The following is a 13,851-nucleotide window of genomic DNA, read 5'->3' on the forward strand; positions in this document are numbered from 1 at the left end:
CATGGCTGAGGTTCTGAACTTCGAGCACAACGGCATTACCGTCAATGCCACTGAATCCCCCGAGGCCATGGGTGGCCTGGGTGACAACGTCATCGGGCTGGTCGGCACTGCGCCGAAAGCCGATCCGCTGATTCCGCGTAACGCGCCGTTCCGCATCAACAGCTTCACCACCCATGCGCTGCTCGATCCGACTGGGTCGGAAGAGGGCACGCTGTATCACGCGGTCTACCAGATCCTCAAAGTGGTCAAGGTGCCGGTGTACGTAGTCATCGTCGAAGCAGGCGCGACGCCGGCCGACACGGTCAACAATGTGATCGGCGGTGTCGAGCCGGCCACTGGCCGCAAGCTCGGTCTGGCGGCGCTGGGCAGTGTCCCGGAAGATCTGACCATCATCGGCGCGCCGGGCTTCACCGGCACTAAAGCGGTAGCCGGCGAGTTCGCCGCGTTCGGCAAGCGCATCAAGGCCCGCGTGGTGCTGGACGGCAAGGATGTCTCGGTGGCCGATCAGGTGCTGTACAGCCAGGAACTCGGCGGCGCCGAACTCGGTTTCGACCGTTGCCTGGTGGTGCACAACATGCCCGCGGTGTATTCGAAAGCAGCGAAGAAAAACGTTTTCCTGTCGCCGTCCAGTCTGGCGATTGCCGCGCTGGCCAAGGTCAAGCAGTGGGAGAGCCCGGGCAACCAGGTGACCTTCGCCGAAGACGTTTCGCGGGTCGTCGAGTACAACATCCTCGACACGTCCACCGAAGGCGATCTGCTCAACCGTTACGGCGTCAGCTACTACGCCCGCACCGTGCTCGGCGGCTTCTCGCTGCTGGGTAACCGCTCGATCACCGGCAAGTTCATCAGCTACGTCGGCCTCGAAGATGCGATCAGCCGCAAGCTGGTCAAGGCCGGCCAGAAAGCCATGGCCAAGAACCTCACCAAATCCTTCATGGATCAGGAGGTCAAGCGCATCAACGACTGGCTGCAGACCCTGGTCGCCGACGAAACCATTCCTGGCGGCAGCGTGTATCTGCATCCGGAACTCAACAGCGTCGAGAAGTACAAGAACGGCACCTGGTACGTGGTCATCGACTACGGCCGCTACGCGCCGAACGAACACATGGTTTATCAACTCAACGCCCGCGATGAAATCATCGAGCAGTTCCTGGAGGACGTTCTCTAATGTTTACCAACCGCGTAAGACAGGCCATCGCGGCCACCCTGCAAGGCCTGCCGTTGTCGGCGACCGTTGAGGAATTCACCCCGCCGAAAATCGAATTCGACATGGAAGAGATGCGCGGCGGGCGCTTCATCGTCGAAGAAATGGCCAAGGGCGGCAAAGCGCTCGGCGCCAAGCTGACCCTGCAAGGCCTCGGCGCCGAGGTGCTGCTGGCGTTGGGCGTGAAGCTCGGCGACGACATCCTGCTGAACGTGCGTGAAGCCGGTCAGGATCAGGACGGCAACACCTGGTTCACCTACCACACCGTCGGCGGCCAGTTGAAATCCCTTGAGGAAACCGCAGTGAAAATGGGCGAGAAGCCCAAGACCAACCTGGAACTGTCCTGCCGCACCTACAACCGCCTGGAAAACGGCGTGCCGGTGATCGACATCGACGTGCGCACGCAGAAGTTCGTGCTCAACGGCGTCGACATCCTCGGTGATGCACGGCGTGCGGTGTTGATGCCGTAAACCGGCAGCACACAACACACAAAACCTGTGGGAGCGGGCTTGCCCGCGATAGCGGTGGGTCAATCAACTCAGTGTAGTACCGACCTCATCGCGGGCAAGCCCGCTCCCACAAGGGATTTCAATAATTCCCAAAGAATCACCAAGGAATTCATACATGCCGTGGATGCCCCCCCAACACGAACTGCTGTCACCGATCACCGGCGACGATGGCTCGCAGATCGAATCGATCCAGCTCAAACCGCTGTTCTACGCCGCACAGAAAGAATCGCTGGAACGCGCCGGCGATGACGAAGACGATCAGTTCTTCGAGCTGGCGCTGCTCGCCACCGGCCTGTCGGTCAAGGAACTCGATCAGCTCAAACGCCCGGACTACGTGAGCATCGCTCAGTACGTCCATGAGATGTCGACCCGGCCGAGTGCGTACTTTCTCGACCAAGTCGAGGACGCGAAGAAATCCGACGATCCCGACCAGGTGCAATTGCTGCAGCCGCTCGCCGTGACCGGCCGCACCGTGACCTCGCTGTCGCTGGAAATGCCTGCACTGCGCGCTACCAAAGTGATGAAGAAACTGAAAACGGCCAAGGAACGCGCCGAGTTCATCACTGCCCATTGCACCGGCCTGATGATCCCTGATCTGGCCCTGATGACTGTCCCGGACTGGACGCAATTGCAGGTGCGCATCGACGATTTTTTAAACCAGCCGGCGGCCTACTTTCGGAACGCGATATCGAAGTAATCCTCGATATCGTCCCGCTCATTTACCCGGTAAGTGAGGCGGAAATTCTCGAATGGGACGCCGAAAAGGCGTTGCGCCGCTACGACATAGCGATCACTCGCCTTGGCGTGAAACAGGAGTAGAGCGGCATGGCAGAGAGCAAATATGCGCTCACGTACGCCGGTGAGAGCGGCAATGCAACGGACGGATTTTCGTTGCCCGACAACCTCGGCAAACCGCTGCAGGATTTGAATGTGACGCTCGCGTTGGCAAGCGTGGATATTCGTTTGCTGACCCAGGAACAGATCAGGCTTCGCGAGTTGTTGGCAAGCCAGCAATCGCTATTCAAGGCTGGCGCTGCACCGGTCGCGACGAGCGAACCAAAGTCAAAACTCAACGCCGGGATCGAGCAGCGTCCGCCGCCGAAGCTGATGCAGCCGGCGATGGCCAACGAGACTGCGCTGGTTGAACTCAATCAGTGGCTCAAGATGAGCAACGACCAACTGCAAACGCATTCACAAAGCACTCTGGAACTCGCCAGCGAGAAACAGGTGGCGGCCAGTGGTGCCACCAACGCTGACCTGTTGCAAGTTCAAGTCGCCGGAGCACGATCCGGTATTGCCGATGGCGCCAAGGGTGAGCAACGGGCGAACGAGCTGAAGTGGTTCTCCCGTGATGCCGCGATCAACGCAGCGGCGTTCAGTATGGACGTCAAAACGGCTGGCGAGATGTTGGCGGCCTGGCGTTCATCGCTGAAGCTGGATCGCTATCAGAGCCAGGATCTGGCCGATGCAACGAGCTATCTCGGCAACAGTGGCCTGGATGCCAAGGCCGCCGACATCGGTTCGGTCGTGCAACGTTCCGGCGAGGCTGCAATTACTGCCGGTATGACTCCGGAACAAGCGGCCGCGTTTGCGGCGGCACTGCTCAACAGTGGCGCAGACAAGGAGGGCGCCAGCGCCGCGTTGAAGGGTATTACATCGCTGCTGGCGAAGGGCGCAGATGCATCGACGGAGCAACGTACGGCTCTGAGCCAGTTAGGGTTGAATCCCGAATCGTTGTCAGGAGAGATGCGCAAGGACGCTCCCGCTGCCATCAACTCGGTGCTTGCTGCACTCAATAAACAACCGCTGCAAGAACGGGCAACACTGACGAAGACGCTGTTTGGCGAAAACGACGTCAGAGTTCTTGAACTGCTGAAGAAACCAGAGGATGTAAAAAACGCATTCTCCCAAGTGGCCGACAAGCGCCAATACGCGACATCGGAACTGCGCGCCGATTCGGGGGCAGCCGCGAAATCCGCCGAAGTATTTGGCAATACGTCGCAAGGGCGCTGGAATGCGCTCGATGCGAGTCTGACCCGGATGACCACCGCATTCGGCGCGGCATTGGCGCCGTTGGCCGATGGTGCCGCAGTGGTGCTCACCGCGCTGGCCAATGGCGTGAGTACTGCGGCGCAGGCTTTCCCGGCCCTTACTGCAGGATTGGTTCTGCTTGGTGCCGCCGCTGTTCCTTTTGTTGGAGGGGCGCTGAAAACCGGCGTTGCCTCAGTCCTCGACACCGTTTCCGCGAAGCTGTTACGTCTGGCGACGACGCGATTACCCCCCGATATTGCTGATGCCATCGTCGGTGACGATGTCTCTGATGGCAGGCGGAAAAACAAACGATCGGGTCGTCGACCGGGTCGACGCTCGCCGGCCAGAACATCGGCGCGCACGACAGTTCCACGCGCCAGTGGGAGCAGTCGTTTGGGGGGGCTCACGGCCAAGGTCGCGCCTCTGTTTGATGACATCAAAATGGGCTTCAAACTGTTCACCGATGGCTTGGGCAACAGCGAGATGGTATCGCGACTCAAAGGCCCCGTTGCCAAGCTTATGCCCTTGGTCGAAAGCGTTGGCGCCAAGGTCATGCCAAAAATCGCCCAAGCGCTGCCGGCGGTAAAACTGGGAGCGCCGCTGGCCATTGCGCACGCGGCCTATACCGGACTGAAAGGTTGGCGCGAAGGCGATGACCAAGCGGTCAAAGGTGCCGCCGGCGAGCTGGCCGGCACTGCCATTGGCGCCACGATCGGTACTTTCATTGCGCCCGGTATTGGGACATTCCTCGGTGGGACTCTGGGCGCAATGCTCGGTTCTTACGTCGGTGAACAATGGGGCAAGCCTGCCGAGGACAAACTCGCGCCTCCCGCGCAAGTGGCCAAGGACCTGAGCAACGCTCAGACGCAAAACCAGCAGATCACCTATGCGCCGTCGATTCAGATCAGCGGCAGCGAAATCGCCAGCTCGGAAAAAGTCGGCGCGGTGATCTCTCAAGTGATGCAAAACCATTTCAGTACTCAGTTCATGTCGACAATGAGTACCAACCCCCTCGCCACCCGCCGCGACGCAGCCCTGACCGATGGAGTCGCCTGATGAAACAACAAATGGCATTGGGCAGTTTCATCTTCGGCCTGTCGCGCAACTTTGCGTACCACCAGTTGCTGCGCAAGTCTGACGGCGGCTGGACCGAGATACAGATCCTCACCAGCAAACCCAAGTCCAGCCAGACCGGACAGAAATCGGAAACCCTGACCATTACCGGCAAGTCGATGTACGCCGTAGCCATGGATCGGCTCGATGAATTGCGTGCTTTGCAGGCGCTGCGCACCCCGCTGCCGTTGATCGACGGGATTGGTCGAAACTGGGGCCTGTGGCGGATCAGTAGCGTTCAGGAAACCCAGACCCAGATCATCGATGACGGTACGGCGATGGTAGTCGATTGGGTCATCGAATTAGCGGAGTTCAACAATGCGTAAAGCACGAAGCGTGGCCGGTGATTCGGTGAATCTGCTGCTCTACCGCGAAATCGGGCGCAGTGATGACGCTGCCGAAGAAGCGCTGTGGAAGCTCAACCCGACCCTGGCCGAACACGGGCCGATTCTGCCCGCCGGCGTCTGGATCGTGCTACCGGAACTGGATGTGAAACCTGTCGTGATCAAGGCGGCGACGGCCTGGGATTAAGGAGGTTGCATGGCACTGGGATTCACGCCGGCAGTGAATATCTACGGGGCCAACGCGGCCCTGCTCAATCAACGCCTGATCAGTTGGGAGCACATCGATGCCGCCGGTTTCGAGTCCGATCAGCTGACGCTGACCATCGATCTCGAGGGCCTTGAAGGGCTGCCGAGTCTGGGTGGCAAGATTGGCCTGCAAGTCGGTTATCGAGAAACCGCAATGGTCGATAAAGGCCTGTTCAAAGTGACGCGTCTGACGCCGACATTGTTTCCGTTTCGCCTCACCGTGGTGGCCACTGCGGCGCCATTCAGCAAGGATGATGAAACCGGCTTCAGGCAGCGCCGCACCGCCAGTCATGGGCCAACGACGCTGGGTGGATTATTTCGCAAGCTGGTGGAGTCGCACGGTTTTTCGCCACGGGTTGCGCCCGAGGTGTCGTTGATCCGCATCGAGCACATCGACCAGTCCAGCGAGACCGACATGGGGTTTGTCACGCGTCTGGCGAAAAAATACAACGTCGTCGCCAAGCCTTACGGCGAAGTGTATGTGCTGGCGCGCCCAGGGCAGACCAAGTCCTTGTCGGGGCAAATCCTGCCGGACGTGACCCTGTCGGTTACCCACGACAATCGCCCCGGTGATCACGCATTCATCAGCGCCACGCTGGAAGAATCGGCCCGCGAGCAGGCCAAGGGCTGCAAGACCTGTTTCTGGGATGCGGCGGCCGGGGTGTTGCGTTGGGTCGAGACGGGCGTAGCGCCGTTCAAGACGCTGCGCCAGAAGCAGCCCAGCGAAGCGGATGCCATCGCAGTAGCCGAGGGCGAAGTACGCAAGATGTTGCGCCAGAGGTACAAAGTGAAAATCACCTGCCCGGGCGATCCGCGCCTGGCGGCCGAAGGTCTGCTGTTGCTCGATGAGAGCTGGCCGGACTTCATGCGCGGACGCTGGTCGATCGACAAGGTCACCGCCAGCGGCAGTCGCGAGAACAGCTATCGCTGCCTGATTGATGCGTCGTGCCTGGATCCCAAGGCGGAACAGTAATCCTGAACCGAGTGCATATTTCTGTGGGAGCGGGCCTGCTCGCGAAAGGGAAGTCAGCTTCAGCATCGATGTGACTGATCGACCGCTTTCGCGAGCAGGCTCGCTCCCACAGGGACTGCGGCGTTCACTGTAATTTCTCTTACTTCGGAACACCCCCATGAAGATCACCCCGATCCTCACGCAACTGCGTGGGCAATGCCCTGGGCTTGCCAATCATATTTCGGTGGGCCTCGATCTGGCGTTGCTGCAAGGCAACCCGGATCTGCCAACACCTTCGGCCCACGTGCTGCCAATCGCCGATCTGGCCAGCAACAGCACCACACAAAACCTCACCACCCAACCAATCCGCGACCGCTTTGAAATCGTCCTGGCCCTTGACGCGACCGACGCGACAAAAGCGCTGGATGGGTTGCACGACCTGCGCGCCGAACTGTGGCGCGCGCTGGTGGGGTTCAAGCCCGATGCCGACTACAGCGTCATCGTTTATGACGGCGGCGAAATGGTGTCGATCAACAGCAGCCGCGCCTTCTATCGGCTGCGCTTTTATGCCGAGTTCCAGCTCGGCCGCAATCTGCCAAGTCAGCCTGCGGAGAGTTGGCACGAGCGCGAACTGGACGCTTTGTCGTCCTTTACCGGGATGACGGTGCGGGTCGATGCGATCGATCCGGCTGACCCCAACCTGCACCGCCCGGGCCCGGATGGCCGGGTGGAAATGACTTTCTCTGGAGACGTAACCCCATGAGCAACCGCATCACCGTAGTGCCGGCCGCTGGCCGTGCCGTACCTGACCCGGAGGCCGGCGACCTGTTGCCGGCCGCAGGCCGTGACGTGCTGGACAGCGCCTGGTGGCGCCGGCGTCTGGCCGACGGCGATATCACACTCAAAACCGCAAAAGTGGCTAAACCACAGGGAGCCAAATAATGGCGATCGGATTCAGCAACATCCCGGCGGACATTCGTGTGCCGCTGTTCTATGCCGAAATGGACAACTCGGCCGCCAACAGCGCGACCTCGGCCATGCGCCGTCTGATCGTCGCGCAGGTCAACGACAATATTGCCCCGACTGAAGTCGGCAAGCTGGTGCTGGTTTCCAGCGTGGCGCTGGCGAAAAGCATCGGCGGCCAGGGCTCGATGCTCGCCTCGATGTACGAGACTTTCCGCAAGGCTGACCCGATCGGCGAGATCTGGTGCCTGCCGCTGCACAACACTGAAGGCGCTATCGCCAAAGGTGTGTTGACCCTGACCGGCACCGCAACTCAGGCGGGCATGCTCAACCTGTATGTCGGCGGCGTGCGTGTGCAGGCCACCGTGGTCAATGGCGCCACCGCCGCGCAAGCGGCCACCGCACTGGCGCAGAAAATCAACGCCACTGCCGACCTGCCAGTCAGCGCTGCCGCTGCGGAAGGTGTGGTCACCCTGAACGCCAAATGGACCGGCGACAGCGGCAACGACATCAGCCTGCAATTCAATCGCCTGGGCAAGAGCAACGGCGAAGAAACTCCGGCTGGCCTGACCACAGCGATCACCGCCATGACCGGCGGCGCCGGCGTGCCGGATCAGATCGCTGCCGTCGCAGCATTGGGCGATGAGCCTTTCGAATTCATCGCGTTGCCATGGTCCGATCTGGCCACTCTCAACACCTGGCAAGCGGTCATGGATGACAGCACCGGGCGCTGGTCGTGGGCCAAGCAACTGTTCGGTCACGTCTACAGCGCCAAACGCGGCACCGTCGGCACTTTGGTCGCTGCAGGCCAGGCGCGCAACGATCAGCACATGACCATTCAGGCGCTGGAACCGGGCGTACCGCAACCGGTCTGGGTACAAGCCGCCGCACTGGCTGCACGCACCTCGGTATTCATCTCCGCCGACGCCAGCCGTCCGACGCAAAGCGGCAGTCTGCCGGGCGTTGATCCGGCGCCGGCGAGCGAGCGCTTCACCCTGACCGAGCGTCAGTCGCTGCTCAACTACGGCATCGCCACCGCCTACTACGAAGGCGGTTACGTGCGCATCCAGCGCTCGATCACCACCTACCAGAAGAACGCCTACGGCCAGGCCGACAATTCCTATCTGGACAGCGAAACCATGCACCAGTCGGCGTTCATCGTGCGTCGTCTGCAAAGCGTGATCACCAGCAAATACGGCCGCCACAAACTGGCCTCCGACGGCACCCGTTTCGGCGCCGGCCAGCCTATCGTCACGCCAGCGACCATTCGCGGTGAGCTGATCGCGCAGTACGCCAAGCTCGAACTCGAAGGCCATGTGGAGAACGCCGAACTGTTCGCCGAACACCTGATCGTCGAGCGCGACGTGCAGGACCCGAGCCGGGTGAACGTGCTGTTCCCGCCGGATTACATCAACGGTCTGCGCGTGTTCGCACTGCTCAACCAGTTCCGTCTGCAGTACGACGACGCGGCCTGATCCGCGTAGTCGGCGTTAAGCATTCAGCCCACCTCGCGTGGGCTTTTTATTTGAAGGGAGAAACACCATGGGTCAACTGATTGCAGGCACCTGCTACGTCAAGGTCGACGGCGCACAACTGACCATCAATGGCGGCTGCGAAGCCCCGCTGATGGCGGTCAAACGTGAAACCGTCGTGCCCGGTTTCTACAAGGAAACCGACATCGCACCGTCGTTCAAAGTGACCGCGCTGCACACCGCCGACTTCCCGCTGAAGAAGCTGATCGAAGGCACCGATATCACCGTCACCTGTGAATTCAGCAACGGCAAAGTCTACGTGCTGGCCGGCGCCTATCTGGTCGAGGAGCCAGTCTCCAAGGGCGACGACGCCACCATCGAACTGAAATTCGAAGGCATCAAGGGGACCTGGCAATGAGCGGCGCCGTGAAGCTTCAAGTAGCAATCGAAGCCCACGGCGAGCCCCTGACCGAACTCGTTCTGCGCCGTCCGACGGTGCAGGAAGTGCGAGCGATCAAGGCGCTGCCGTACAAGATCGACAAGAGCGAAGAAGTCAGCCTCGACATGGATGTGGCGGCCAAATACATCGCCGTGTGCGCCGGCATCCCGCCGTCCTCGGTCAACCAGCTCGATCTGGCTGACCTCAACGCGCTGAGCTGGGCCGTTGCGAGTTTTTTCATGAGTGCGGCGTCGGCGCCATCACCGACCTGATCGCCGTCGCCTATGACCTGGCCTGGTTCTGGAAGGTTGACCCCGAACAGATGATGGCCAGGCCACTGGATGTGCTCCGCGAATCGCTGGAGCACGCGCAACGGATCAATGCGATGCAGCAGGTGCAGTGATGGCAGACGAAGAGAAGAAAACCCCGAAACCGGTGCTGATCACCGGCATCGATGAACTCTCGCCCAAACTGGGCGCCCTGCGCATGAAGGTTGAGAGTTTTAAAAACAATCTCGAGCAGACCGGCCTCGGCAAACTGGACATCAGTGGTCTGTTCCACGGCGGCAGCGTGATCACGCCGTTTGTAGACGGCATCACATCGGCCGCAGCGTTCCAGGGCAAATTGAGCGAAGTCAGCGACACGGCGAAAACCGTCGATCTGCCCGCCACGCCGACTGCTGCCACGCAGAACATGAACGTGTTCAGTGCGTCGATGCAGAAGGTTTCGGCGGCGGTGGACGCTGCGCTGGTGCCGGCGGTGGGGGCCTTGGTGGTCGGACTGGAGCCGATGCTGACGCAGGTCGGCAGCCTGCTCGCCGACAACCCGAAACTGGTTGAAGGCCTGGCGGCGGGGGCAATTGCCTTCTCCGCCATGCAAACCGCGGTCACCGGTATGACCCAGGTGATGGACGTCATGAGCATGGTGCTCAAGACCAACCCGATCATGCTGATCGCCATGGGCATTGCCGTGGCGGCCGGTTTGATCGTGGCCAACTGGACGCCGATCAGCGCGTTCTTCACCGGGATGTGGGAGGGCGTGAAAAACGCCGGAGCGAGTGCGATGGCGACGTTGCGCTCGGTACTTGACTGGCGACCGCTGGCGGCACTGGCTGCGCTGTGGGAACCGGTCACGGGATTTTTCTCGGCTATCTGGGACAAGGTCACGGTCGTGACGGCGCCAGTGATCGACTTCTTCAAATCGGTTTTCGCGTGGTCGCCTGCGGGGATGATCATCGAAAACTGGGGGCCGCTGACCGGTTTGTTCTCGGCGATCTGGGAATTGCTCGAGGCCTTGAGTGTGCCGGTGATGGCGTTTCTCAGAAACCTGTTCGATTTCTCGCCGATGCAGATGATTACCGATGCGTGGGGTGGTGTCGTGACGTTCTTCGAACCGATGTTAACCACGCTGCAATCGGCCGTACAAAGCACCCGGGATATCCTGCGCACGCTGTTCGATTTTTTCCCGATGGAAATGCTCACCAGCGCCTGGGGTGGAGTTGTCGGGTTCTTCGAACCGATCTGGATGGCGCTGCAAACGTCTGTGCAGCGAGTCAGGGGCTTTTTCACCAGCCTGTTCGAGTGGTCACCGCTGGAGCAGATTGCCCAGTATTGGCAGCCGATCGGTGAGGTCTTTTCGGCGCTCTGGGGCGTTGTGTTGGCGCTGTCCGCGCCGGTCGTGGACTTTCTGCACAGTCTGTTCGAATGGAAACCGCTGGATCAGATCATCGAGAGTTGGGGGCCGATCACTGAGTGGTTCGGCGAGTTGTGGCAAAAGCTGCAAACCGTCATTGCGCCGATCAAGGAGTTGTTCGACGGTGGCTTCGCCGGACTGATCGCCAAGGTCACCGGCAAAGTTGAAACTCTCACTGAAGCACAACGCCAGACCAATGCCGAAGGTAAAGGCGAACTGGCACCGGCGTTCTTCGCTGCCAGTCCGGCGCCTGCTGGCAACGGCGCACTGCAAAGCGGTTCGTTGCCACAAACCTCCAGCGCGCTGATCCAGCAAAGCGCCGCCAACAACCGCACGCAACTCGAAGGCGGCCTGACCGTGCGCTTCGAAAATGCGCCGGCAGGCCTGCGCACCGAACAACCGCAAACCAATCAACCGGGCCTGGCCGTGTCTTCACGCATCGGCTATCGCTCACTGTCGATGGGAGGTTCCCAATGAACTGGCGTGACCGTTTATTGCCGGCATCCTTTCGCGGTGTCGGTTTCTGGATCGACCAGGCGAAAACCCCGGTCGGGCGCAAAGGGCAGTTGCATGAATCCCCGCAACGCGACCTGCCGTATTTCGAGGACCTCGGCCAGCAGGCCAAGACCCACGATCTGACCGCGTTCATCATCGGCCCCGATTGCCTGGAGCAGCGCGACAAGCTGCTCAAGGCGCTGGAGCAGGGCCGTGGCGAGCTGGTGCATCCGTGGCTTGGACGCCTGCAAGTCAAGGTCGGCGAATGCGACATGACCCACACCCGCCAGGACGGTGGGTTGGTGACGTTCGCCTTGAAGTTCTATCCCGACCAACCCCTGCCGTTTCCGACAGCCACGGTCAGCACGCAGAAAGTGCTGCTGGCCAAAGCCGACGGTCTGCTGGGTTCAGCGGTGGCGCGTTTCGAACAGGCGATGACTTTGATCAAGGCTGCGCGGATCGGCATCACCAACCTGCGCAACAGCCTCACCGGGGTTTACGAGGTGATCAAGGAGCAACTGAAACCTTTGATCGAGCAGTACCGCCAGATCACTGAGCTGGTCAAGGCCGTGAAGGAGCTGCCCAAGGAAGTGGCGGCGGAATTCAAGGGTTTGCTCGGCGATATCAAGGAGCTGAAAGCGTTCGCCAAGGAAGGCTACCGTGGCGTGATAGCCGACGTGTCGCAGCAACTCGAAGCGATTCGCAAGGCTGATGCGCCAAAGATCACCACGGGCAGAGACACCAATGCCGCAGCGCAGGCGATGGCCGATCTGGTGCAGGACACGATGCTGGTCAAAGTGGCGCAGTGGGTGGCGTCGATGCCGGTGGCGACCACGCCGGTGAAGCTGGCGTCGACGCCGTCGGTGGCTCAACAGTCGACGTCGCCGGTCAGCCGTCAGGAAGTCCCTGTCAGCGATGACATGCAAGCGCTGCGCGCGGCTGTGACTGCCGCCATTGATCCAATGCTGGCAAAAGCCGGACCTGCCCACTTCCAAGCCATCAACGATGTAAAGGAAGCGCTGGTGGCTCATCTCAAAGCGGTGGCGTCCTCCGGCGTGCGGCAAGTCAGCAAATCGTTTCAGGAAAGCTTTCCGGCAGTGGTCGTGGCCTACAAGCAGTTCGGCGACGCCACGCGAGTCGAAGAAGTGACTCAGCGTAACGCGATTACCCATCCCGGTTTCTCGCCCAACGATGTGAAAGTCTCGCGGGAGTGATGCCATGAACGAGATGGACAATCACGTCACGCTGACGGTCAACAATATGGAATACGGCGGCTGGAAAAGCGTCGAAATCACCGCTGATCTGGAGCGCCAGTTCCGCACCTTCAAGCTCGACATTACCTGGCAATGGCCGGGGCAGGCGGTGAGCAAACCGATTAAACCCGGTGACCCCTGTGAAGTGAAAATCGGCAAGGACCTGGTGCTCACCGGTTACGTGTTCAAAGCACCGATCCGCTATGACGGGCGGCAGATCAGCCTGACCATCGAAGGCAGTTCCAAGACCCAGGATCTGGTCGATTGCGCCGCTCGCAACCTGCCCAGCCAATGGCAGCAACAACCCTTGCTGACTATCGTCCGCGATCTGGCGAGCGAATATGGGCTGTCAGTGGTCAACGAAATCAGCGAAACCACACGCCTGACCAAACACACCATCGTGCCGGGTGAAACGGCATTCCAGTCGATCGACCGATTGCTGTCGCTGCTGCGGGTGTTTTCCACCGACAACGAGCTGGGCCAGTTGGTGCTGGCCAAACCCGGCAGCGGCGGACGCGCCAGCGATGCGCTGGAGCTGGGCAAGAACATCCTGTCGGCCAGTGCGCCAATGGATTTCAGCCAGGTGTTCTCCGAGTACCGGGTGATCGGCCAGCAAAAAGGCTCGGATGCGAAGAGCGGCGCGGCGGTCAGCGAAGTCGAGTCGACCGCGGCCGACCTGAGTTTCAAACGGCGGCGCACCACGGTGATCAATGAAGGCACGCAACTGACCTTTGAGTTGGCGCAGCAGCGTGCCCAATGGGAAAGCGCGACCCGCATGGGCCGCGCACAGACCACCACCTATCAGGTGCAGGGCTGGCGGCAGAGCAATGGCGATTTGTGGCGCCATAACACGCTGGTCAAGGTCAAGGATCCGGTGCTGGATTTCGATGGCGACATGCTGATTTCCAAGGTCACCTATTCGTTGTCGGCGCAGGGATCGGTGACCACCTTGCAAGTGGCGCCGCCGCATACCTTTGATCCTGATCCGACGCCCCCGAAAAAAACCTGAGCCTGACCCCAACCTGCACCGCCCGGGCCCGGATGGCCGGGTGGAAATGACTTTCTCTGGAGACGTAACCCCATGAGCAACCGCATCACCGTAGTGCCGGCCGCTGGCCGTGCCGTACCTGACCCGGAG

14 protein-coding genes and 1 pseudogene are annotated in these 13,851 nt (G+C 60.7%); all 15 read left to right on the forward strand.

The features are described 5' to 3' along the window. Position 1 precedes the first annotated feature (1 nt). The gene (locus tag OC605_RS25940; protein ID WP_016771437.1) at positions 2 to 1,168 is read left to right on the forward strand and encodes a tail protein; all 1,167 of its coding nucleotides are present in this window, start codon (positions 2 to 4) and stop codon (positions 1,166 to 1,168) included. Next, a complete protein-coding gene (locus OC605_RS25945) occupies positions 1,168 to 1,674 on the forward strand; it encodes a phage major tail tube protein (RefSeq protein ID WP_039762530.1) in 507 nt (168 codons plus the stop codon). Before OC605_RS25940 ends, OC605_RS25945 begins: the two co-directional genes overlap by 1 nt. A gap of 154 nt (positions 1,675 to 1,828) precedes the next feature. Next, positions 1,829 to 2,410: a phage tail assembly protein gene (locus OC605_RS25950; RefSeq protein ID WP_262140263.1), complete on the forward strand. Its 582-nt coding sequence runs from the start codon at positions 1,829 to 1,831 to the stop codon at positions 2,408 to 2,410. Positions 2,411 to 2,538: 128 nt separating this feature from the next. After that, entirely contained in the window at positions 2,539 to 4,800 is a 2,262-nt protein-coding gene (locus OC605_RS25955) for a phage tail tape measure protein (protein WP_262140264.1), read from the forward strand. Further along, on the forward strand, positions 4,800 to 5,183 hold the full coding sequence (locus OC605_RS25960; protein WP_024011852.1) for a phage tail protein: 384 nt from the start codon (positions 4,800 to 4,802) through the stop codon (positions 5,181 to 5,183). Before OC605_RS25955 ends, OC605_RS25960 begins: the two co-directional genes overlap by 1 nt. Beyond that, the gene (locus tag OC605_RS25965) at positions 5,176 to 5,388 is read left to right on the forward strand and encodes a tail protein X (protein WP_262140265.1); all 213 of its coding nucleotides are present in this window, start codon (positions 5,176 to 5,178) and stop codon (positions 5,386 to 5,388) included. Before OC605_RS25960 ends, OC605_RS25965 begins: the two co-directional genes overlap by 8 nt. Positions 5,389 to 5,397: 9 nt before the next feature. Continuing rightward, positions 5,398 to 6,420 carry a phage late control D family protein gene (locus tag OC605_RS25970; protein WP_262140266.1) on the forward strand — a complete coding sequence of 341 codons (1,023 nt, stop codon included), beginning with the start codon at positions 5,398 to 5,400 and terminating at the stop codon, positions 6,418 to 6,420. 157 nt (positions 6,421 to 6,577) lie between these two features. Further along, positions 6,578 to 7,162: a hypothetical protein gene (locus OC605_RS25975; RefSeq protein ID WP_262140267.1), complete on the forward strand. Its 585-nt coding sequence runs from the start codon at positions 6,578 to 6,580 to the stop codon at positions 7,160 to 7,162. Further along, a complete protein-coding gene (locus tag OC605_RS25980; RefSeq protein ID WP_262140268.1) occupies positions 7,159 to 7,341 on the forward strand; it encodes a DUF2635 domain-containing protein in 183 nt (60 codons plus the stop codon). The genes OC605_RS25975 and OC605_RS25980 overlap by 4 nt, the downstream gene beginning before the upstream one ends. Then, on the forward strand, positions 7,341 to 8,837 hold the full coding sequence (locus OC605_RS25985; RefSeq protein ID WP_262140269.1) for a phage tail sheath subtilisin-like domain-containing protein: 1,497 nt from the start codon (positions 7,341 to 7,343) through the stop codon (positions 8,835 to 8,837). The genes OC605_RS25980 and OC605_RS25985 overlap by 1 nt, the downstream gene beginning before the upstream one ends. 67 nt (positions 8,838 to 8,904) lie before the next feature. Next, the gene (locus OC605_RS25990; protein WP_007908779.1) at positions 8,905 to 9,252 is read left to right on the forward strand and encodes a phage tail tube protein; all 348 of its coding nucleotides are present in this window, start codon (positions 8,905 to 8,907) and stop codon (positions 9,250 to 9,252) included. Further along, a complete protein-coding gene (locus OC605_RS25995; RefSeq protein ID WP_007908778.1) occupies positions 9,249 to 9,545 on the forward strand; it encodes a phage tail assembly protein in 297 nt (98 codons plus the stop codon). The genes OC605_RS25990 and OC605_RS25995 overlap by 4 nt, the downstream gene beginning before the upstream one ends. Positions 9,546 to 9,675: 130 nt before the next feature. Continuing rightward, positions 9,676 to 11,452: pseudogene (locus OC605_RS26000) on the forward strand (phage tail protein). Beyond that, complete coding sequence (locus OC605_RS26005) at positions 11,439 to 12,674, forward strand: DNA circularization protein (protein ID WP_262140271.1); 1,236 nt, start codon at positions 11,439 to 11,441, stop codon at positions 12,672 to 12,674. Before OC605_RS26000 ends, OC605_RS26005 begins: the two are co-directional and overlap by 14 nt. A 4-nt stretch (positions 12,675 to 12,678) precedes the next feature. Continuing rightward, positions 12,679 to 13,722 carry a phage baseplate assembly protein gene (locus tag OC605_RS26010; protein ID WP_262140272.1) on the forward strand — a complete coding sequence of 348 codons (1,044 nt, stop codon included), beginning with the start codon at positions 12,679 to 12,681 and terminating at the stop codon, positions 13,720 to 13,722. Positions 13,723 to 13,851 lie beyond the last annotated feature (129 nt).

Source organism: Pseudomonas sp. Marseille-Q5117 (assembly GCF_946901175.1).
Lineage (GTDB): Bacteria > Pseudomonadota > Gammaproteobacteria > Pseudomonadales > Pseudomonadaceae > Aquipseudomonas > Aquipseudomonas iranensis.

Excerpts from the sequence above, each read along its gene's own strand:
- OC605_RS25940 (WP_016771437.1), top strand. The coding sequence starts at position 2 with ATGGCTGAGGTTCTGAACTTCGAGCACAACGGCATTACCGTCAATGCC.
- OC605_RS25945 (WP_039762530.1), top strand. The coding sequence starts at position 1,168 with ATGTTTACCAACCGCGTAAGACAGGCCATCGCGGCCACCCTGCAAGGC.
- OC605_RS25950 (WP_262140263.1), top strand. The coding sequence starts at position 1,829 with ATGCCGTGGATGCCCCCCCAACACGAACTGCTGTCACCGATCACCGGC.
- OC605_RS25955 (WP_262140264.1), top strand. The coding sequence starts at position 2,539 with ATGGCAGAGAGCAAATATGCGCTCACGTACGCCGGTGAGAGCGGCAAT.
- OC605_RS25960 (WP_024011852.1), top strand. The coding sequence starts at position 4,800 with ATGAAACAACAAATGGCATTGGGCAGTTTCATCTTCGGCCTGTCGCGC.
- OC605_RS25965 (WP_262140265.1), top strand. The coding sequence starts at position 5,176 with ATGCGTAAAGCACGAAGCGTGGCCGGTGATTCGGTGAATCTGCTGCTC.
- OC605_RS25970 (WP_262140266.1), top strand. The coding sequence starts at position 5,398 with ATGGCACTGGGATTCACGCCGGCAGTGAATATCTACGGGGCCAACGCG.
- OC605_RS25975 (WP_262140267.1), top strand. The coding sequence starts at position 6,578 with ATGAAGATCACCCCGATCCTCACGCAACTGCGTGGGCAATGCCCTGGG.
- OC605_RS25980 (WP_262140268.1), top strand. The coding sequence starts at position 7,159 with ATGAGCAACCGCATCACCGTAGTGCCGGCCGCTGGCCGTGCCGTACCT.
- OC605_RS25985 (WP_262140269.1), top strand. The coding sequence starts at position 7,341 with ATGGCGATCGGATTCAGCAACATCCCGGCGGACATTCGTGTGCCGCTG.
- OC605_RS25990 (WP_007908779.1), top strand. The coding sequence starts at position 8,905 with ATGGGTCAACTGATTGCAGGCACCTGCTACGTCAAGGTCGACGGCGCA.
- OC605_RS25995 (WP_007908778.1), top strand. The coding sequence starts at position 9,249 with ATGAGCGGCGCCGTGAAGCTTCAAGTAGCAATCGAAGCCCACGGCGAG.
- OC605_RS26005 (WP_262140271.1), top strand. The coding sequence starts at position 11,439 with ATGAACTGGCGTGACCGTTTATTGCCGGCATCCTTTCGCGGTGTCGGT.
- OC605_RS26010 (WP_262140272.1), top strand. The coding sequence starts at position 12,679 with ATGAACGAGATGGACAATCACGTCACGCTGACGGTCAACAATATGGAA.